This is a genomic window from Pseudomonas sp. RC4D1 (assembly GCF_018390395.1).
Classification (GTDB): domain Bacteria; phylum Pseudomonadota; class Gammaproteobacteria; order Pseudomonadales; family Pseudomonadaceae; genus Aquipseudomonas; species Aquipseudomonas danubii.
The window spans coordinates 1424474-1445391 of sequence record NZ_JAHBAW010000002.1; the positions used below are offsets into that span (position 1 = coordinate 1424474).

Annotated in this window: 18 protein-coding genes and 1 riboswitch; of the genes, 3 read left to right on the forward strand and 15 right to left on the reverse strand. The window is 60.5% G+C overall.

Going from position 1 to position 20918, the window contains the following annotated elements; all coding sequences use genetic code 11:
* Window positions 1-97: 97 nt before the first annotated feature.
* Window positions 98-1102 carry a low-specificity L-threonine aldolase gene (ltaE, locus tag KHO49_RS22085; RefSeq protein WP_213665827.1) on the reverse strand — a complete coding sequence of 335 codons (1005 nt, stop codon included), beginning with the start codon at window positions 1100-1102 and terminating at the stop codon, window positions 98-100.
* A gap of 221 nt (window positions 1103-1323) precedes the next feature.
* Window positions 1324-1494: riboswitch (FMN riboswitch) on the forward strand.
* Window positions 1495-1615: 121 nt separating this feature from the next.
* Here ltaE and KHO49_RS22090 point away from each other — a divergent pair.
* Window positions 1616-2125 carry a 6,7-dimethyl-8-ribityllumazine synthase gene (locus KHO49_RS22090; protein WP_102880592.1) on the forward strand — a complete coding sequence of 170 codons (510 nt, stop codon included), beginning with the start codon at window positions 1616-1618 and terminating at the stop codon, window positions 2123-2125.
* Window positions 2126-2188: 63 nt separating this feature from the next.
* Here KHO49_RS22090 and astE read toward each other — a convergent pair whose 3' ends face one another.
* The 14 genes from astE to acs all read right to left on the reverse strand — a co-directional run bounded on the left by astE (window position 2189) and on the right by acs (window position 18200).
* Window positions 2189-3199, reverse strand: coding sequence for a succinylglutamate desuccinylase (astE, locus tag KHO49_RS22095; protein ID WP_102860687.1), 1011 nt, complete (start codon window positions 3197-3199; stop codon window positions 2189-2191).
* A 12-nt stretch (window positions 3200-3211) separates the two neighbouring features.
* Window positions 3212-3499, reverse strand: a complete 288-nt coding sequence (locus KHO49_RS22100) for a topoisomerase II (RefSeq protein WP_102860686.1) — start codon at window positions 3497-3499, stop codon at window positions 3212-3214.
* Between the two features lie 57 nt (window positions 3500-3556).
* Window positions 3557-4903: an N-succinylarginine dihydrolase gene (gene astB, locus KHO49_RS22105; protein WP_102860685.1), complete on the reverse strand. Its 1347-nt coding sequence runs from the start codon at window positions 4901-4903 to the stop codon at window positions 3557-3559.
* 142 nt (window positions 4904-5045) lie between these two features.
* On the reverse strand, window positions 5046-6515 hold the full coding sequence (gene astD, locus KHO49_RS22110) for a succinylglutamate-semialdehyde dehydrogenase (RefSeq protein WP_180988438.1): 1470 nt from the start codon (window positions 6513-6515) through the stop codon (window positions 5046-5048).
* Window positions 6512-7537 (reverse strand): arginine N-succinyltransferase, encoded by a 1026-nt coding sequence (gene astA / locus KHO49_RS22115; protein ID WP_016968175.1) that lies wholly within the window; start codon window positions 7535-7537, stop codon window positions 6512-6514. Before astA ends, astD begins: the two co-directional genes overlap by 4 nt.
* An 85-nt stretch (window positions 7538-7622) precedes the next feature.
* Window positions 7623-8642 (reverse strand): arginine/ornithine succinyltransferase subunit alpha, encoded by a 1020-nt coding sequence (gene aruF, locus KHO49_RS22120; RefSeq protein ID WP_102860683.1) that lies wholly within the window; start codon window positions 8640-8642, stop codon window positions 7623-7625.
* A gap of 132 nt (window positions 8643-8774) precedes the next feature.
* A complete protein-coding gene (locus tag KHO49_RS22125) occupies window positions 8775-9995 on the reverse strand; it encodes an aspartate aminotransferase family protein (protein WP_102880594.1) in 1221 nt (406 codons plus the stop codon).
* Between the two features lie 387 nt (window positions 9996-10382).
* Window positions 10383-11363 (reverse strand): transcriptional regulator ArgR, encoded by a 981-nt coding sequence (gene argR, locus KHO49_RS22130; protein ID WP_102860681.1) that lies wholly within the window; start codon window positions 11361-11363, stop codon window positions 10383-10385.
* A 112-nt stretch (window positions 11364-11475) separates the two neighbouring features.
* Entirely contained in the window at window positions 11476-12240 is a 765-nt protein-coding gene (locus KHO49_RS22135; RefSeq protein ID WP_011062773.1) for an ABC transporter ATP-binding protein, read from the reverse strand.
* A 23-nt stretch (window positions 12241-12263) separates the two neighbouring features.
* Window positions 12264-13376: a succinylglutamate desuccinylase/aspartoacylase family protein gene (locus tag KHO49_RS22140; protein WP_110594762.1), complete on the reverse strand. Its 1113-nt coding sequence runs from the start codon at window positions 13374-13376 to the stop codon at window positions 12264-12266.
* Between the two features lies 1 nt (window position 13377).
* On the reverse strand, window positions 13378-14076 hold the full coding sequence (locus KHO49_RS22145; RefSeq protein WP_102860679.1) for an ABC transporter permease: 699 nt from the start codon (window positions 14074-14076) through the stop codon (window positions 13378-13380).
* Complete coding sequence (locus KHO49_RS22150) at window positions 14073-14762, reverse strand: ABC transporter permease (protein WP_016968104.1); 690 nt, start codon at window positions 14760-14762, stop codon at window positions 14073-14075. Before KHO49_RS22150 ends, KHO49_RS22145 begins: the two co-directional genes overlap by 4 nt.
* 92 nt (window positions 14763-14854) lie before the next feature.
* Window positions 14855-15631, reverse strand: a complete 777-nt coding sequence (gene aotJ, locus KHO49_RS22155) for an L-arginine-binding protein AotJ (RefSeq protein ID WP_102860678.1) — start codon at window positions 15629-15631, stop codon at window positions 14855-14857.
* 613 nt (window positions 15632-16244) lie between these two features.
* Window positions 16245-18200: an acetate--CoA ligase gene (gene acs / locus KHO49_RS22160; RefSeq protein ID WP_016968106.1), complete on the reverse strand. Its 1956-nt coding sequence runs from the start codon at window positions 18198-18200 to the stop codon at window positions 16245-16247.
* 411 nt (window positions 18201-18611) lie between these two features.
* Here acs and KHO49_RS22165 point away from each other — a divergent pair, with 411 nt between their 5' ends.
* Together KHO49_RS22165 and KHO49_RS22170 are read left to right on the forward strand one after the other, a co-directional pair.
* On the forward strand, window positions 18612-18875 hold the full coding sequence (locus tag KHO49_RS22165) for a DUF2790 domain-containing protein (RefSeq protein ID WP_016968107.1): 264 nt from the start codon (window positions 18612-18614) through the stop codon (window positions 18873-18875).
* A gap of 750 nt (window positions 18876-19625) precedes the next feature.
* A complete protein-coding gene (locus KHO49_RS22170; RefSeq protein ID WP_011062780.1) occupies window positions 19626-20873 on the forward strand; it encodes a ribonucleotide-diphosphate reductase subunit beta in 1248 nt (415 codons plus the stop codon).
* Window positions 20874-20918 lie beyond the last annotated feature (45 nt).

The window sequence follows — 20918 nt, forward strand, 5'->3', positions numbered from 1 at the left end:
AGACGAAACGACGGCAAAGGGCCGCATTATATCGGCGTTAATCACTTGGTACAGCGTGTTTGTACGATACAAACAGTCAATTGGACGGAGAACACTGTCAGTTACGGGAAAACTCGGCAAAAGTGCACACCACTTGTTCGATTTGCCCGGAACTGACATCCAAATGGGTTACCAGACGCAGCCGTGACGCGGCACTGAGGCTGATCCCTCGCTCAGCGGCGAACGCCTTGAGGGCTTCGGCCCTATCCCCCATCTGCACATACACCATATTGGTCTGCACCGGCTCGACACTGAAGCCCGCCTGGCTCAGCCCCTGGGCCAGCAGCTGCGCATTGGCATGGTCATCCGCCAGACGCTGTACCTGATGCTCCAGGGCATACAGCCCCGCTGCCGCCAGCCCACCGGCCTGGCGCATGCCACCACCGACCATCTTGCGCAGGCGCCGCGCCTTGCCGATCAGTTCACGAGAGCCACACAACACCGAGCCCACTGGCGCACCGAGTCCCTTGGACAGGCACACCGATACCGAATCGAAGTGTTCGGTGATCACCCGGGCATCCACCCCTAGCTTCACCGCCGCGTTATACAAGCGCGCACCATCCAAATGCAGGGCCAGCCCCCGCTCACGGGTAAAGGCCCGGGCCTGAGCCAGGTAAGCCAAGGGCAGCACCTTGCCCTGCATGGTGTTTTCCAGGGCCAGCAAGCGTGTGCGTGCAAAATGAAAGTCATCGGGCTTGATCGCGGCCGCCACCTGATCCAGGTCCAGGGAACCGTCGGCCTGGAGCTCCAGCGGCTGAGGCTGGATCGATCCCAGCACTGCGGCACCACCTCCTTCATATTTATAGGTGTGGGCCTGCTGGCCGACGATGTACTCATCGCCTCGCTCGCAGTGAGCCATCAAGGCCAGCAGATTGCTCATGGTGCCGGAAGGTACAAACAGGGCCGCGGCAAATCCCAGGCGTTGTGCCAGTTCCGCCTCCAACTGATTGACCGTCGGGTCTTCGCCGTAGACATCGTCTCCGGTACGGGCGCAAGCCATGGCCTCGAGCATGCCGGGAGTCGGCTGGGTCACGGTGTCACTACGAAGATCGATCACGCTCATCACATCTGGCTCCAACTACGAGGGACCGCAAGGTCCGCGCTGAACAGGGGGAATTCCCTTTCGAAACGAATTACTGCGGCCCCACGGCCGATTAATCAAGCAGCAACTGTAGAAAACCTTGTGCTACAGGGTGAAAAATCTGATGAACATTATCCAAAAGGCACAATGCTTCCCCGCCAAATCTGTGTTAAAAACTCACCGCCCGCGAAAAACTCGCGGGCAATCGTTCTCAGGGCGGGGTGTAATTCCCCACCGGCGGTAATTGCGCGCAATGTGCATAGCCCGCGAGCGCTTGGCGATGCCCGTGGCAAGTCCACAGGTGACGACAAGGTCAGCAGACCCGGTGTGATTCCGGGGCCGACGGTCATAGTCCGGATGAAGAGAGAACGGGATTGGCGCCAAAGGGCCGCTGCCGGGTAGCTCGTGGGAAATCCACGGCCGTTCTGCGCGCACCCTTAAATCCCATTCGATTCATATACGCCCTGTTTTTCATACAAACAGGAGTCAGAACAGATGCAACCCACCGCAATCGATAGCAAAAGCAAACACCACCCCAACGAGCGCGTCGCCTTTATCCAGGCCTGCTGGCACAAGGAAATCGTCGATCAGAGCCGCCAGGGGTTCGTCGCGGAAATGCTCGCCCAGGGTTATCAGGAAAGCGATATCGACTTCTTCGAAGTCGGCGGCGCCTTCGAGATTCCTCTGCACGCCAAACTGCTGGCCAAGTCCGGTCGCTACACCGGGATCGTCGCTGCGGGGCTGGTGGTGGACGGCGGCATCTACCGCCATGAGTTCGTCGCCCAATCGGTGATCAGCGGCCTGATGCAGGTGCAGTTGGAAACCGAAGTGCCGGTATTCTCCGTGGTGCTGACCCCGCATCACTTCCACGCAGGCGAAGAGCATCAGAAGTTCTTCTTCGAGCACTTCGTGCACAAGGGCCAGGAAGCGGCAAAGACCTGCGCCGATACCCTGCAGAAAGTTCGCGCCCTGCGCCGTAACGAGCAGCGTGCGGTAGCGGTTTAAGCGTTAGCGGTATCGCCGGCAAGCTGGCTCCTGCGGGGGCTCGGCTTGCCGGCGAGCGATCCTTCAGGCCAGGCCGTCAGCCGATGCCGGCACAATCAGAATCCCCGCACGCAGGCCGTTCTTGACCTTGGGATTGGGAAAAATGATCCGCGCGCCCTCTTCCTCGATGACCCAACGGGTCTGGGCGATATCCTCGGCCAGCAGGTAACCCACTTCCAACTCGGAAAAGTTCTCGACGTCCGCCGGCAAATGCAGGTGGAAGCTGTCGCTGTGCTTGATGATTTCCCGCGCCACGCTGAACAGTTTCAAGCCATCGAGGGTGTCCTGTTCGGGCTCTGGCTCGGTGCCTTCGATGATGTGCTTGAGGCGGGTTTCCAGGCGCTCGACATTGACCCCCTGGTTCTGCCCGAACGGCCGTGCCTTGCCCAACTCCAGGGTGAAGGACTCGGCCCCCAGCTGATCGTAGGTGTAGGCGCTGAAGACAATGGAAGGCTTGTTCTGCAGCAGCACCGCCTCCATACCCGCCGCCCGCAGGCGCGCCAGTTCACGGCGCGAATGCTGGCGCCCATCCTTCCACGGATAGAGGGCAAACTGTTCGATCTTCGAGCCACGGATCGCCGTGTGCAGATCGTAATGCAGGCGTTCGCGCCCCGGCAGGTTGAAGAAGCTCGCCGCCAGACGTTCCAGCTCGCAAGCCCGCAAGGCTTCGAAACCGCTGCTCAATTCATGCCGGCCGTTGAACAGCCGGTTGACGTCCTGCTCGACGAATCGCTCGCCACGGCGCATGGCCTCGGGGTTGCCGAACAGGAACAGAATGCGCGCCCTGGGCTTCAAGTCGCCCCGGGCAATGTCATGCAACAAACGGTCGAGCAGCTCGATGGGGGCTGTCTCGTTGCCGTGGATACCGGCGGACAGCAACAGGTCCAGACCGTTATCCCGAGCTTCGGGCGGCCGTACTTCCAGGGCGCCCTCGCTCAGCCAGCGCATGCGCACGCCGTCGACAGTCAGTTGAGTCTTCTCTGCCGGTTCACGGCCGGCGAGGGTCAGTTCAAGCAGTTTGCCGAGGGCGAGCATAAAGCGGCTTCCTTAGTGAGCGTGACCGCAGTCAGGGCCATGCACGTGATCATCTTCACCAGCGTCGGCCGGTTCCATTTCCAGTTGCAGGCTGACCAGATTGGTTGCCAGGGGACGCAGCAACAGGCTGGCGTATTCGGCATCGCCCTCTTCCACGTCCACGCCGATCAGCAATTGGCCACGGCCGTCCTGCTGGATCCACACTTCCTTGCCCTGCCACAGCACCGCGAAGCGGGTGCAGGAGGTTTGCAGTTGGGTGCCGTCGGTGTCTTCAAGGATCAGTTGCAGGGTATCGCTCATGGGGGTCGTTCTCATCTGGGGTGAAGCGGCGCGCCCGGGATCGCCGGGCGCGGGCTTTCAATTGATCTGGAAGGGATAAACCGCGCCCAGTTTAAGGATTTGCGTCAGTTCATCCAGTGCCGTCCGGCATTCAAGCAACAACTGCGGGTCCGCCAGATCACTTTCACTGAGGCGGTCGCGGTAGTGCTTGCCGACCCATTGGGTCAGGGTGTCGTACAACGGCGCGGTCATGATAACCCCAGGATTGACTGCCGCCAGCTCGGTTTCATTCAGAGCCACTCGCAGACGCAGACAAGCCGGGCCACCGCCGTTCTGCATGCTCTGCTTGAGATCGAAAACCTTCACTTCGCGGATCAGGCCACCTGAGCTGGTGAGGCTTTGCAGGTACTGCCAGACTCGCTCGTTGCTGCGGCATTCTTCCGGCACGATCAGCAGCATCGAACCATCGGCACGGGACAGCAGTTGGCTGTTGAACAGGTAGGAGCGCACGGCATCTTCCACCGTCACCTGCGAGCGCGGCACACAAATCGACTGGAAGTTGCCGCCGCGCTTGCCCAGTTTGCCCTGCAGTTCGGCGAGCATCTTCTCGGTCTCGAGGAAGGCGTCCTCGTGATAGAACAGCACCTCGCCGTTGCCCACGGCGATCACGTCGTTGTGGAACACGCCCTGGTCGATCACCGAGGGATTCTGTTGGGCATAGACCACACCCTCCTCGCTCAGGCCATGCAGACGCGCCACGGCTTGCGAGGCTTCCAGAGTCTGACGCGCCGGGTACTTCTGCGGCGCCGGGTAGCGGTTGTCGAACGCGCTGCGACCGAAGACGAAGAACTCGACACCGGCCTGGCCGTAATCACGGCAGAAGCGGGTGTGGTTAGCCGCCCCTTCATCACCGAACTGCGCCACCGCCGGCAACGCGGCGTGATGGGCAAAGTGTTTCTGGTCGGCGAACATCGCCCCCAGCACGCGGCTGGTGGTCGGGTGCTCGATGCTGCGGTGGTATTTGCAGTTCAAGTTGGCGGCGGTGAAATGCACGCGGCCATCGGCGGTGTCGGCACTCGGGCTGACAGTGGCGGCGTTGGCCACCCACATGCTCGATGCCGAGCAACTGGCGACCAGCAAGGGCATCGCCTGCTGGGCGGCTTGCTGGATGACTTGTGCATCAGTCCCGGCAAAACCCAGTTTGCGCAAGGCCGCAACATCAGGCCGCTCCTGCGGGGCGAGCACGCCTTGCTGGAAGCCCATTTCCATCAGCGCTTTCATTTTCGCCAGGCCCTGCAGCGCCGCTTCCTTGGGATTGGAGCCCTGCTGGCTGTTGCTCTGGGAGGCGACGTTGCCGTAGGACAAACCGCCGTAGTTATGGGTCGGCCCCACTAGACCGTCAAAATTGACTTCATAGGATTTCATCAGCGAGGCTCCACGAATCTGTTTGTTATAGGCATCGGTATCTACACAGGGCGCGCGTTTCGCGCTCGTTCGCCAGCCGGCCGGCTCCTACAGATCTGCAAGAGCCGGCTGGCCGGCGAAGAGGCCATAAAGGCCTCTCGAATCAGGACAAGCGCACACCCGGCGTCAACGCGCTCGGCAGCACCAGGCTCGGGGTTTCCAGGGAAGCCACCGGATACGCGCAGTAATCCGCCGCGTAATAGGCACTGGCCCGATGGTTGCCCGAAGCCCCAACACCACCAAACGGCGCGCTGCTGGCGGCACCGGTCAACTGTTTGTTCCAGTTGACGATCCCGGCACGGCTCTGCAGCCAGAACTGCTGGTAACGCTCGGCAGAATCCGACAACAGACCGGCAGCCAGGCCGTACTGAGTGTTGTTGGCCTCGGCAATGGCCCCATCGAAATCAGCGTAGCGGATCACTTGCAGCAAAGGCCCGAACAGCTCTTCATCGGGACGCTCAGCCACTGCCGTCACATCCAGAATGCCTGGGGTCAGCAAGGCGGCCTGAGCCTGGGGCTGGGTCATTTCCAGCAAGGCCACGGCGCCATTGGCCAACAGTTGCTGCTGCGCATCCATCAGCGCGCGAGCGGCGCCCAGGGAAATCACCGAACCCATGAACGGCGCCGGCTGCTGGTCATACGCACCGACATCAATGCTTGCGCTGACCGCCACCAGGCGCGCCAGCAACGCATCACCCCAGGCGCCTTGTGGCACCAGCAGGCGGCGGGCGCAAGTGCAGCGCTGGCCGGCTGAAATGAAGGCCGATTGGATGATGGTGTACACCGCCGCATCCAGATCAGCGACCTGATCCACCACCAGCGGGTTGTTGCCGCCCATTTCCAGCGCCAGGATCTTGTCCGGACGCCCGGCAAATTGCTGGTGCAGATGATTGCCGGTGCGGCTGGAGCCGGTGAAGAACAAGCCATCGATACCCGGATTGGCAGCCAGGGCGATACCGGTTTCCCGGGCGCCTTGCAGCAGGTTGAGGACGCCTGCTGGCAAACCGGCTTCGATCCAGCACTGGACCGTCAGCTCGGCGACTTTCGGCGTCAGCTCGCTGGGTTTGAACAGCACGCTGTTGCCCGCCAGCAGCGCGGGAACGATGTGCCCGTTAGGCAAGTGCCCCGGGAAGTTGTAAGGGCCGAACACCGCCACCACGCCGTGAGGCTTATGTCGCAGCACAGCGGTGGCGTCGCCCAAGGGGCCGCTCTTCTCGCCGGTGCGCTCGCGGTAGCTCTGCACCGAGATGGCGATCTTGTTGACCATGCTGGTGACTTCGGTGGCGGCTTCCCACAGCGGCTTGCCGGTTTCCTCACCGATGCAGCGGGCCAGTTCATCGGCCCGCGCCTTCAGGCTGGCGGCAAAGGCCTCGAGCACGCCGATGCGCTCTTCCAGAGAGCGCTTGGCCCAGGCCGGAAACGCCTGGCGGGCGGCCTGCACAGCGCTTTCCACTTGCGCGGCCGTGGCGCCGTTACCGGACCAGATAACCGCCTGGGTCACCGGATTGACCGAGGTGAAGGCTTCGCCCTGGCCGGCCAGCCATTGGCCTGCGATGTACAGCGTGCTCATTATTTCGACTCCCGAGAAGCAGACAGCGGAACCGCGCGGACCTGGTCGCCGGCGTTGAGTTGCAGGCGCTTGGCGGTCAGAGGATCAACCACCAGGGTGCCCGCAGCGAAGCGTGCAGGCGCCGCGGTGATGCGGCAGTCCTCGCGCTTGCGGTTGTGGATCAGGAACGGCGTGGCGTCGTCGCCCGGGGTGCCGATGGCCAGCACCAATGCCTGGCTGTCACGTACCGCGCGGATCTTGCTGGTCTCGCACTCCACCGCCGGGCCGGCGTCGAAGATGTCGACATAGCCCTGGTAGCTGAAACCTTCACTCTTGAGCATGGCCAGGGCCGGCTCGGTGTCGGTGTGGACCTTGCCGATCACGTTGCGTGCATCCTCGGACAGGAAGCAGGTGTACAGCGGAAACTTGGGCATCAGCTCGGCGATGAACGCCTTGTTGCCGACCCCGGTCAGGTAATCCGCCTGGCTGAACTCCATCTTGAAGAAGTGCCGGCCCAGGCTCTCCCAGAATGGCGAACGACCATTTTCATCGGACATGCCGCGCATCTCGGCAATGATCTTGTTGCCGAACAGTTGCGGGAATTCGGCGATGAACAGCATCCGCGCCTTGGCCAGCATGCGGCCATTGAGGCCGGTGCGGTAATCGGCATGCAGGAACAGCGAGCACAGCTCGGAGTTGCCGGTCAGGTCATTGGCCAGGAACAGCGTGGGGATCTCACGGTAGATGTTCAGCTCCTGGGAGGCGCTGACCGTCAGGCCGACCCGGAAGTTGTACCAGGGCTCGCGCAAGCCGACGGCGCCAGCGATGGCGGAAATCCCCACCACCCGGCCGTTGTCGTCTTCCAGTACGAACAGGTAGTCCGCATCGCCACGCTCGGCTTCGCCGCGAAAGGTCTTTTCCGCCCAGCCAACCCTGTGAGTCAGGCGCTCTTCGTTGGCCGGCAAGGTGGTGAGGCCGGTGCCGGTGCTGCGGGCCAGGTCGATCAGCGCGGGTAAATCGCTGCTGCGTACGGGACGAACGATCATGCTATCTCCTCAGACGCAGGCCGCTGATGGCCTGCGCGAAACTCGCTGCTTTCCAGGCATGCTTTCCAGGTAATGGAAGCAGGCTTTAAACCGCCACCAGGCGCACGCTGGCACCTTCGCCGACGCCCAGGGCTTCGGCGGCTTGCAGATCCAGGGTCACTGGTTTGCCCGGGGCGTAATCCAGCTCCAGCAACACCGCGCGGTAATCCTGCAACTGACCGTTGGACACCAGGTACTGACGACCACCGCCCTTGAGCGCTTCGCCAATCTTCACTGGCACCACGCGGCTCTGGGCAATGGAGCGGATACCCGAAACCCGTGCATGCAAGGTCGGGCCGCCGTCGAAAATGTCGATGTAGTGATCGGTTTCAAAACCTTCGCGCATCAGGATGTCGAAGGTGATCTGCGCCCGCGGATGCACCTGGCCCATGGCTTCCTGGGCAGCGTCCGGCAGCAGCGGCACGTAAATCGGATAATGGGGCATCAGCTCGGCAAGGAAGGTCCGGCTCTTCAGGCCGCACAGGCGCTCGGCCTCAGCGTAGTTGAGGTCGAAGAAATTACGCCCGATGGCGTCCCAGAACGGCGAATCACCGTGCTCATCGCTGTAGCCGACGATCTCGGTCACCACCGAATCGGCGAAACGCTCCGGGTGGCTGGCAACGAACAGCAGGCGGCCCCGGGAGTTGAGCTCCGACCAGGGCGATCCCACCAGTTCCGGCACCACATAGAAACTGGTCAACAGACTGTTGCCGGTCAGGTCGTGGCACTGGGACAGGACGTGGATCTTGTTATGGATCTTCAGCTCGCGGGACGCATGGACAAAGGTTTCATTACGAAAGCTGTAGAACGGCTCGGAATAACCGGCGGACGCGACGATGGCCGAACACCCCACCAGCTTGCCGCTGTCGGTGTCTTCCAGGACGAAAAAGTAGCTTTCCTCACCGTTGAAGCTCACTTCAGCAGCGAACGAAGCCTCGCTTGCAGCGATCTTGTCGCTCAGGCGGTCCACATCATCCGGCAAGGAGGTGACACCAATCGGGCTGTCTGCAGCCAGACGCTGTACCTCGCCCAGATCAGCCATTTGCGCGGGGCGCATCACCAGCATGGTGTCACTCCTTACTCTAAAACAGGTCGGAAACCGTCCGACTCAGGGAAAAAAATGCCGGGACAGCCCGGCACAGGAATTAGGCTCGACGCCGGCCACTAAAGCCGACGCCGAGAAGTACTGCTACCTGGATCAGGCTTGAGTCAGTTTCGCCACGGCGCGCTCGAAGCGGTCCAGGCCGGCGTCGATATCGGCATCCTCGATCACCAGGCTCGGGGCAAAGCGCACCACGTCGGGACCTGCTTGCAGAATCATCAGGCCTTCTTTCTCGGCGGCGTTGAACACGTCCTTGGCCTTGCCTTTCCAGGCTTCGCTGAGCACGCAACCGAGCAACAGGCCCAGGCCGCGGACTTCAGTGAACAGGCCGTACTTCTCGCCGATCTGCAGCAGACGGGTCTTGAAGCGATCGTGCTTGGCCTTCACGCCATTGAGCACCTCGGGGGTGTTGATCACATCGATCACCGCCTCGGCCACGGCACACGCCAGCGGGTTGCCGCCGTAGGTGGTGCCGTGGGTGCCAACCACCAGGTGCTTGGCCAGCGCTTCGGTGGTCAGCATCGCCGCGATCGGGAAACCGCCGCCCAGGCTCTTGGCGCTGGTGAGGATGTCCGGAGTCACGCCGTAATACTGGTAGGCAAACAGCTCACCGCTGCGGCCCATGCCGGTTTGTACTTCGTCGAACACCAACAGCGCGTTGTGCTGATCGCACAGCTCGCGAGCGCCCTGCAGATAGGCCAGTTCGGCCGGCAGCACGCCGCCTTCGCCCTGGATCGGCTCCAGCACCACGGCGCAGGTCTTGTCGGAAACCGCGGCCTTCAGAGCAGCCAGGTCGTTGTACGGCACATGGGTGATGCCGGTGATTTTCGGACCGAAGCCATCGGAATACTTCGACTGGCCACCGACATTCACAGTGAACAGGGTGCGCCCATGGAAGCTGTTCAGCGCGGCGATGATTTCGTACTTCTCGGCACCGAAACGATCGTGAGCCACGCGACGGGCCAGCTTGAAGGCGGCCTCGTTGGCTTCTGCACCGGAGTTACAGAAGAACGCGCGCTCAGCGAAGGTGGCGTCGATCAGCTTATGGGCCAGACGCAGGGCCGGCTCGTTGGTGAACACGTTGGACACATGCCACAGTTTATTGGCCTGCTCGGTCAGAGCCCCCACCAGCGCCGGATGGGCGTGGCCCAGTACGTTGACCGCGATGCCGCCGGCGAAGTCGATCAGCTCCCGTCCCGACTGATCCCAGACTCGAGACCCCGCGCCGCGCACAGGAATGAAAGCCGCAGGTGCGTAGTTGGGAACCATCACCTGGTCGAAATCGGCGCGTTGCACCGGAGCTTGCTCAACGGACATCGGAGTCTCCTGAAGAGGAACACCCGCCTGAAACTGGCGAGCGATGGAGGGATTGTAAGGACAGTTTTGTGCCCGGCCTTGTCGCCAAGCGACAACTTCTTATAGCGCCAACCCAGGTTTTACGCGGGTTTATGGCAATGCGACAAATAGCGTCGCAAAGGCGCAGTTTAAACTGCGCAAGGCTCTAGCGGCAGATTCGCCGGGCAATTTGCCCAAGGTAATTACCCAGGTAGTTATCCAGGTTGCTATTCAGATAGTTACGTGGCGAGCGGACCCAAATCTCGAAAAGGTTATCGGCATTGCGATAACAAGGCGTCGATCGGGATGTTGCGCGGGGAGCGGGTTGCCCGTGGGATTGGCCGGCAAGCCGACGCCTAACGGACGGGGTCAGCCGCGCTCGGCGGGTACGGAGGAGAGTTCGAACGGGCTGCTGCTGCGCCGTTGATTGCGATCTTCACGGGGAGTGGCGCCAAAGAAATTGCGGTAGGCACTGGAGAAGTGCGGACCGGAGGAGAAGCCGCAGGACAGGCCGATCTGAATGATCGACTTGCTGGTCTGCATCAGCATCTGTCGGGCCTTGTTCAGGCGCAGCTCCAGGTAATACTGGCTGGGCACCCGATTCAGGTATTGCTTGAAGATCCGCTCCAACTGACGTCGGGACACACAGACATGCTGGGCAATTTCGTCGGTGGTCAGCGGTTCTTCGATATTGGCCTCCATCAGCAGCACGGCCTGAGTCAGCTTCGGATGGCTGGAACCCAGACGGTTCTGCAGCGGAATCCGCTGACGCTCGCCGCCCTCGCGGATGCGCTCCACCACCAGTTCTTCCGACACCGCACCGGCCAGCTCGGCACCGTGATCGCGCGCCAGCACCGCCAGCAACAGATCCAGCACCGACATGCCGCCACAGGCCGTCAGGCGATCACGATCCCAATCGAATAGATGGCTGGTGGCAATGACCTTGGGGAAACGTTCGGCAAAATCGTCCTGCCAGCGCCAGTGCACCGCCGCCCGATAACCATCGAGCAGACCCAGTTGGGCCAGCGGGTAAACCCCGGCGGACAACCCCCCAATCACACAGCCGGCACGCACCAGCTGCTTGAGGGCGCTACTGAGGGTCGAACTCATCGGTGCCGGCGGCTCATCGGCCAGCAGGAACAACTTCTGACAACCTTCAAGCTTGCCCGCCCAAGGCTCCCCCGGCAGTTGCCAGGCGCCTTCGACTGGCGCTTCGGCCTGCAGGAATGCCAGCTCATAGACCACGTCCGGGTGCACCCGCTGGGCAACACGCAAGGCCTCCTCGGCCAGCGCCAGCGTCAAGGCTTTAGTGCTGGGCCAAATCAGGAAACCAATTCGATGGGCAGTCATGGCGGGCAATCCGAAACGAAAACAGTGTTAGAAGCCAAGGGCGGCAGCACCAAGTTAGACCATCTGGCGCGCGGTGCGCAGCATGACCTAATTTGGTGCATAACGGCAGCTATTACTTGAGGCTGCCGGAGAGGAATTGTTGCAAACGTTCTGATTGCGGGTTCACCAGCACTTCCCGCGGGTTGCCGCTTTCTTCCACCACGCCTTTGTGCAGGAACACCAACTGGTTGGAGACCTCACGGGCAAAGCCCATCTCGTGAGTCACCACCACCATGGTCCGGCCTTCCTGGGCCAGGGCCTGCATGACCTTCAACACGTCACCCACCAGCTCAGGGTCCAGGGCCGAGGTCGGCTCGTCGAACAGCATGACTTCCGGCTCCATGGCCAGAGCCCGGGCGATAGCCACGCGCTGCTGCTCACCGCCGGACATGTGCCCCGGGTAAGCGTCCTTGCGGTGCGCCACACCCACCTTGGCCAGGTAATGCTCGGCCTTCTCGCGAGCCTCGGCCTTGGACACACCCAGCACATGCACCGGTGCTTCCATGATGTTTTCAATGGCGGTCATGTGCGACCACAGGTTGAAGTGCTGGAACACCATCGACAGGCGCGAACGCATGCGCTGCAACTGCTTGGGATCGGCGGCCTTCAAGGCACCGTCCTTGTTGGCCACCAGCTTCAACTCTTCGTTGTTCAGCAGGATCTTGCCGGCATGGGGCTGCTCCAGCAGGTTGATGCAGCGCAAAAAGGTACTTTTGCCCGAGCCACTGGAGCCGATGATGCTGATCACATCGCCAGCTGCGGCCTTCAGGGACACACCCTTGAGCACTTCGTGACTGCCATAGCGCTTATGCAGGTCTTGGACTTCAAGTTTGTACATGCGGTCGGTTCTCACAAAAACAGTCAGTCGTTGAGCAAGCGCCCGTGACGCAGCGCTTCGCGCCCCGCCACCTTGGCCAGCCAGAAACCGGGTTGGGCATAACGCAGCCGCTCAACGGCGAACAACACGCCGCTGGTGCCAGCACACACCGTACTGACCCGATCGGATAGGGGATCAATCACTTCAAAAATCGGTTCGCCCACTTCTACCCAGCTACCGGCCGGACGCAGAAAGCTCACCACGCCGGGGTGCGGCGCATACAGCAATTCGGTGCCTTCAAACGGCATGGCTTCACAGGCTTCACGCCCGGGCGCCGGCCACTCACCGGCGATCAGCCCCTGCTCGGCGAGAAACGCCAGGATGCCAGCGGCATGCGCCTCGGCCTGAGGACGCCCGGTGTCGGCCTGACCGCCCAGTTCCAGAGTGGTGGCCAGGCAGGCCAAGGGGATCTGCGCCTCGGGAAACTGTTGCGACAGACGCAACCAGGGCAGCGAGCAGGCTTCATCGAACGAACTGCCACCGGAATCTTCCGCCAGCAACCCGACCTTCACATCCAGGTGCGCCGCCAGGGAGCGCCACTGCGGCCAATGCTGCGGCAAGGCGTACATATGCAGCGCCGCCTCGGTATCGCAATGCAGGTCCAGCACCACATCCGCCGTGCAGGCATGACTCAGGAGCACCCGCTGCATGCCCTGCAGCTGACTTGCAGCCGGTGGCAACTCGGACAGCACCTCGCTCATGGCCTGACGGATCAAGCGCACATTGGCGTGAGGATCATCCCCCAGGCGCCCTTCCAGGCGCTGGGCCACAGGCCCGCTCAACTCGACGAAGTCGCGGTTGAAGTTCTTGCCGCTGCCGGCCTCGAAACGCCCCTGGTGATTGCCTTGCAGCAACTGCCCCAACCCCAGCGGATTGGCCACGGGCACCAGTTCGATAACACCGTTGAGGGCACCCTCGGCTTCCAGTTCGGCCAGGCGCTTTTTCAGCTCCCAGGCGGTGCGCATGCCGGGCAACTCGTCGGCATGCAGACTGGCCTGGATATAGGCCTTGCGCTCGCCACTGCCGAAACGGAACACCGAGATGCTGCGTTCGCTGCCCAGGTGGCTCCAGGGCAATGGATGATCGATACGCTGCATATCAGTGCTTCCGCGGTGCCAGGTAGCGCAGCCAGCGGCCTTCGGCCAGCTTGAACAAGCGCACCAGGATGAACGTCAGGCACAGATAGAACACACCCGCAGTGATATAGGCCTCGAACGGCAGGTAGTACTGCGCGTTGACCGTGCGCGCCGCGCCGGTGATGTCGATCAGGGTCACGATGGAGGCCAGACTGGTGGTCTGCAGCATCATGATCACTTCGTTGCTGTACTGCGGCAGAGCCCGGCGCAGGGCCGATGGCAGGAGAATGCGGCGATACATCTTGTAGCGCGACATGCCCATGGCCTTGGCCGCTTCGATCTCACCGTTAGGCGTGGCCTTGAGGCTGCCGGCGATGATTTCTGCGGTGTAGGCGCTGGTGTTGACGGCAAAGGCCAGGCAGGCACAGAAGGTCGCACTGGACAGCCAGGGCCAGAGGAAACTCTCACGCACCGCTTCAAACTGGGCCAGGCCATAGTAGATCAGGAACAACTGCACCAGCATCGGCGTGCCACGGATTACATAGGTGTAGAGCCAGGCGCTCATGTTCACCAATGGCTGCTTGGACACCCGCATCAGCCCCAGGGGCAAGGCCACCAGCAAACCGAAGAACAGCGACAGTGCCAACAGCTTCAGAGTGGTCAGCAAGCCGCTGAAGTACAGCGGCAAGGCGTCATAGATGACGTTGTAGTCGAAGATCATAGATCAGCCGCCCTTACGCCTACCGAGTAGCGCTTCTCAAGGTGACGCAATGCCAGCAACGAAACACTGGTGATCACCAGGTACATGGCCGCCACTGCGAGGAAGAAGGTGAAAGGCTCGCGAGTGGCGTCTGCCGCCTGCTTGGCCTTGAACATCATGTCTTGCAGGCCCACCACCGAAATCAGCGCGGTAGCCTTGGTCAGCACCAGCCAGTTGTTGGTGAAGCCGGGAATCGCCAGGCGAATCATCTGCGGCACCATCACCCGGAAGAACACCTGGAAGCTGCTCATGCCGTAAGCCATGCCCGCTTCGGCCTGCCCCTTGGGAATCGCCATGAAGGCGCCACGGAAGGTTTCCGACAGGTAGGCACCGAAGATAAAGCCCAGGGTGCCGATACCGGCGGCCAGCGGATTGAGATCGATGTAATCGTCGTAGCCCAGCAGCGGCGCCACACGGTTCAGCAGGTCCTGGCCGCCGTAGAAGATCAGCAGGATCAGCACCAGATCGGGAATGCCACGGATCACCGTGGAATACAGATCGCCGAGCCAGGCCAGCCAGCGCACCGGCGAGAGGCGCAACGCGACCCCGATCAGACCCAGAACAATGGCCAGGGCCATGGACGACAAGGCGAGCTGAAGCGTCAGCCAAGCGCCATCGAGGATGACAGCCCCGTAGCCTTTCAACATGATTCAGGTCCTCGAAAATTGGGATGAAAAAATGGCGCAAACTTCAGAGATTCTGCTGCTTGCGCCATCTCGGACTGACTGTTTCGACGGTCTTACTTGCCGTAAATGTCGAAGTCGAAGTACTTGTCCTGGATTTGCTTGTACTTGCCATTCTCACGAATGGCAGCGATGGCGGCGTTGATCTTGTCCAGATCGGCCTTGTCACCCTTGCGCACAGCGATCCCTACGCCATCGCCGAAGTATTTGACGTCAGTGAAAGCCGGACCGACGAAGGCGAAGCCTTTGCCGGCGTCGGTTTTCAGGAAGCCGTCATTCAACAGCGTAGCGTCCGCCACGGTGCCGTCGAGGCGACCGGCCGCCACATCCAGGTAGATTTCGTTCTGCGAGCCGTAAGGCTTGATCTGTGCACCCAGCGGCGCCAGGACTTCACGAGCGAAACGCTCGTGGATCGAGCCACGCTGTACGCCGATATTCTTGCCTTTGAGCTCAGCCAGGCCATCGCTGACCTGGGTACCGGCCTTCATCACCAGACGGGCCGGAGTGTTGTAGTACTTGTTAGTGAAGTCCACGGACTTCTTGCGATCGTCAGTGATCGACATGGACGAGAGGATGGCGTCGATCTTGCGCACTTTCAGCGCCGGGATCAGGCCATCGAACTCTTGCTCGACCCATACGCACTTGACCTTCATCTCTTCGCACAGGGCATTGCCGATGTCGTAGTCGAAACCGACGATGCTGCCATCCGGCGCCTTGGAGGCAAACGGAGGGTAAGCCGCTTCGATACCAATTTTCAGCGGCTTTTCATCGGCGAAAGTCGGCAAGGACAGCACGGACAGTGCCAGGGCGCCAAGAAGCACGAGTTTCTTCATCTTAGAACTCCATCGGTAAAGGGCGAAAACGGCAGAGTGAGCGACAGCCCAATATGCGAATGGGTGAAACCTGAATTGCCGCGCTGCGTCCTGGGAACTCCGCAGAGGACTCACACACAGGCAGCGACGAGCGAGTGACCGGCATTCTAACGACAGGCTGGAAGCCGATATTTCCTCAATGCGACAACAAATTACAGAAGCATTGAGAATGCCGGGGCAGCACATTGACAGCTCTTCAAATCTATGCAAGAGCAAAAGACAGTAAACCGATCTATGTTGCAAATTGCGGGCCTATTATTCGCAAAGCCTTCTATTCCGGCAAGCGCAGCGTGATGACTTATTTTTTATAAGGGTATAAAAGGCCCCGAAATAGGGCCGGGCGTTTCCCATTGCCCCGAAAGTGAGCGCGGGGTTACATCTTCGGCAACATCGGTAACATTCGTATGCGCTCGCCGGAAATATCCGATATTTATTCGCCCCTCTTCGCTGACAAGCCAACCCCCTGCAACAACCACGCAGCCCCGCAGCAATCAGCTTGCCGGCGCATCACGTGGCCATAAAAAAGCCCCGCCCGGCACAAGGCCGGGCGGGGCTGGATGACTCGGAACCCGCCTCAGGCGACGTTCATGGTCTTGTGGGTATCAATCAGATGCTGCACCACACTTGGGTCAGCCAAGGTGGAGATATCGCCCAGACCGTCGTACTCCGCCGTGGCAATCTTGCGCAGGATTCGCCGCATGATCTTCCCGGAACGCGTTTTCGGCAGGCCCGGCGCCCATTGGATGACATCCGGCGAGGCGATCGGCCCGATCTCCTTGCGCACCCAATTCTTCAGCTCCAGACGCAGGGCTTCGCTCGGTTCTTCGCCGCCATTGAGGGTCACATAGACATAGATGCCCTGGCCCTTGATGTCGTGAGGCACGCCCACCACCGCCGCTTCGGCAACTTTAGGGTGAGCGACCATGGCACTTTCGATCTCGGCGGTCCCCATGCGGTGCCCGGACACGTTGAGTACATCGTCCACGCGACCGGTGATCCAGTAGTAGCCGTCTTCATCACGACGAGCGCCGTCACCAGTGAAGTACATGCCACGGAAGGTCTTGAAGTAGGTATCGACGAAACGATCATGATCGCGGTACAGGGTCCGCGCCTGGCCCGGCCAGGAGTCGAGGATCACCAGATTGCCCTCGGCCGCGCCTTCGATGATGTTGCCCAGGTTGTCTACCAGGGCCGGGACCACGCCGAAGAACGGACGTGCTGCAGAACCCGGCTTCAGGGCATGCGCCCCCGGCAGCGGGCTCATCAGAGTGGCGCCGGTTTCGGTCTGCCACCAGGTGTCGACGATCGGGCAACGGGATTGGCCGACGTTCTTGTAGTACCAATCCCAGGCTTCCGGGTTGATCGGCTCGCCCACCGACCCCAGCAGGCGCAGGCTGCTGCCGTCGGCGCCTTCACAGGCGGCGGTACCCGAAGCCATCATGGCGCGGATCGCGGTCGGAGCGGTGTAGAGGATGTTGACCTTGTGCTTGTCGACGATCTTCGCCACCCGGGTCACGTCCGGGTAGTTGGGCACACCTTCGAACAGCACAGTGGTGGCGCCGTTGGCCAAGGGGCCATAGACAATATAGGTGTGGCCGGTGACCCAGCCGACGTCGGCGGTGCACCAGTAGACTTCACCCGGACGGTAGTCGAACACCCGCTCATGGGTCAGCGACGCATAGAGCAAGTAACCGCCAGTGGTGTGCTGCACGCCCTTGGGTTTGCCGGTGGAGCCGGAGGTGTAAAGGATGAACAGCGCTTCTTCGGCACCCATCTCTTTCGGTGCACAGACGCTGCCGGCCACTTTCATCAGGTCTTCGTACCAGATGTCGCGGTGCTGGTTCCACTTGATGTCGCCACCGGTGCGCTTGCACACGATGACTTTCTGGATACTGCTGGTTTCCGGATTGGTCAGGGCGTCGTCGACATTGGCCTTGAGCGGCACCTTCTTGCCCGCCCGGATGCCTTCGTCGGCAGTGATCACCACTTTCGAACGGCAGTCGATAATGCGACCGGCCAGCGCCTCAGGCGAGAAGCCACCGAACACCACCGAATGGATCGCGCCGATACGGGTACAGGCCAGCATGGCCACCACCGCTTCGGGGATCATCGGCATATAGATAGTCACCACGTCACCGCGGTGCACGTCCTGGCCGCGCAGGGCGTTGGCGAACTTGCAGACTTCTTCATGCAGTTCGCGGTAGGTGATGTTGCGGCTTTCGGAAGGATCGTCGCCTTCCCAGATGATCGCGATCTGATCGCCACGTTCGGCGAGATGGCGATCCAGACAGTTGTAGGAGACGTTCAAGGTGCCATCGGCGAACCACTTGATATCCACGTGGTGGTCGTCGAAGGAGGTCTGCTTCACCGTGGTAAAAGGCTTGATCCAGTCGAGACGCTTGGCCTGTTCGCGCCAGAAACCGTCCGGGTTCACGACCGACTGCTGGTACATGGCCTTGTAGGTCGCCTCGTCAGTCAGCGTATTGGCCAAAACCTCGGGACGAACGGGATACAGAGAAGCCGCACTCATCTTTCTTACCTCGGTGACATAGTTGTTTTTGTATGACCCCGTTGTAGCCGGGGGGCGCCTATAGAACCATTCGACGATGGTAGTAACAACCCCCTGCGAAATACCCTGATATTTGCCGCAACCCTTCAAGAACGCTGCTTACAGCGATATTCACCGCGGATAAAAATGTTCAAACAGACCTGCAGACAGGCCTTTTTCGGGGATTGTTACAAAAACTGTCAAAGGTGTTTATCAAAAGTACGCCTATATGGCCGCCGGCCCCGGGCCTAAAATCCGTCTCGCCAAACAGGCAATCTGATTAACCAAGTTGCAGCCCCCACGAAGGCAGTTAATCAAACTTCTACTCAAGTTCCACACGCAGCCCCACAAAGGCTGCGTGACCCCACACGACCTTAGAAAGGTAAAACGCAAATGAAAGCTTTATTAGTTCTGGCCCTCAGCAGTCTGTGCGTTACCGCGATGGCTGATGAGATCCCGACTGATGTCGCCCAGCAGCAAGTACCGGTAGAGGAATACACTTACTCCACTGACCTGGATATCGCCAAAGTTATCTCCATGAGCGAAGTTCCAGAAGTATGCGAAGTTGTACCAGCGCGCATGGAATATGAAGACTCCCACGGTCAGCGGCATATTCTTCAATACCGCGTAATGGGCAACGGTTGTTCTAACGGCTAATAGCCAAGTTCATTGCATAGACCTTGATGACTGCCGGCCGCAAGAAATCCCTCTTGCGGCAAAGAAGCCCGACAACGACCCGCCCAAGGGCAGTGAAAGGCTCCACCTTGACGACGTGCGAGCACGGCAATCGCACGCATTTTTCCTGCTGTGGTTGATGGCCTGCTCATGGCACTGCCAACGACCTTTTGAGCCTCTCGGCTGACGACTTCGGCGAGGGCAATCCCGCCGACCTTGAAGACCTCTGCCAGGAGATTTTCAGCGACAAAACCGGACGATTCGAGTTGTGTTCAAAACCTGAAAAAGGCTTGCAAAAACACAACATCTAGTAAAATTGGCTATTTTTTGGCCACTCGAGAATATTTTTTTCGAGCCTGAAAAAAAATCTTCAACGGCCAAAGCCTTGTAAACCCGCGCTTTGCTCTCAGTCCCCCTCCTTCTTGGGCCCGCCTGCGCCCATCGGTCGCCCCACGGCCCTGAAAATATCCTTATAATGCGTCCTCAAAACGGGCCCGCAACATTCCCTTACCGGATGAAAACGACCTGCTGAATCCCGCGCCGGAGCCGAGCCCCTCAGTTCCGCCCGACAGCAGCTTCAAGGCACCCGAACACGTATTTCTGTTTATTGCCTGCGTTCACTGCTGCAACAAACGATTTCCAATGATTTAACGCGGCCAGTAGCGCCGTGTGAAAAGCCAACCCTTTTGTTTTCACACGGGCATCTGGCCCTCAAGCAGGAGACGACACGTCATGCTGAGCTGGGACGAATTCGACAAAGAAGAAGGCGAAGTTGCAGTCAAAGGCGCCAACGCCGGCCACGCTACCGAAGCCAACATGGACCGCCTCGACAGCGCCGGTGGTGCCGCCGCTCTTGAAGCACGCGCCGTGACTGCCAGCGACTCCGCTGCCGTGGCCCGCGCCAAGGCGTCCCTGGACCAGCTCGATATCGCCGAAGGCCTGGCTGAACTGGAAGGCTCTTCCGCTCGTGTCGCCGTTGACGAAAAGCGCATGATCAACTGCCGCGCCGACCTCAACCAGTTGGTACCGTTCAAGTACGACTGGGCCTGGCAGAAGTACCTCGACGGCTGCGCCAACCACTGGATGCCGCAAGAGGTCAACATGACCGCCGACATCGCCCTGTGGAAAAACCCGGAAGGCCTGACCGACGACGAACGTCGCATCGTCATGCGCAACCTGGGCTTCTTCTCCACCGCCGACTCCCTGGTTGCCAACAACCTGGTATTGGCCGTGTACCGCCTGATCACCAACCCGGAATGCCGCCAGTACATCCTGCGCCAGGCGTTCGAAGAGGCGATCCACACCCACGCCTATCAGTACTGCATCGAATCGTTGGCCATGGATGAAGGCGAGATCTTCAACATGTACCACGAGATTCCTTCGGTCGCGAAGAAAGCTGCCTGGGGCCTGAAGTACACCCGTTCGATCTCCGATCCGAAGTTCGAAACCGGCACCGTCGACACCGACAAGGAACTGCTGCGCAACCTGATCGCCTACTACTGCGTTCTGGAAGGCATCTTCTTCTATTGCGGCTTCACCCAGATCCTGTCCATGGGCCGTCGCAACAAGATGACCGGTGTCGCCGAGCAGTTCCAATACATCCTGCGCGACGAATCCATGCACCTGAACTTCGGCATCGACGTGATCAACCAGATCAAGATCGAAAACCCGCACCTGTGGGATGCCGAGATGAAGGAAGAAGCCACCCAGATGATTCTCCAGGGCACCCAACTGGAAATCGAATACGCTCGCGATACCATGCCGCGCGGCGTACTGGGCATGAACGCGGCGATGATGGAGGACTACCTCAAGTTCATCGCCAACCGTCGCCTGTCGCAGATCGGTTTGAAGGAAGAGTACCCAGGTACCACCAACCCGTTCCCATGGATGAGCGAGATCATGGACTTGAAGAAAGAGAAGAACTTCTTCGAGACCCGCGTGATCGAGTATCAGACTGGCGGTGCATTGAGCTGGGATTAATTCCCGGATCGATGAAACAAACAAGAAGCCCTGACTTGGTCAGGG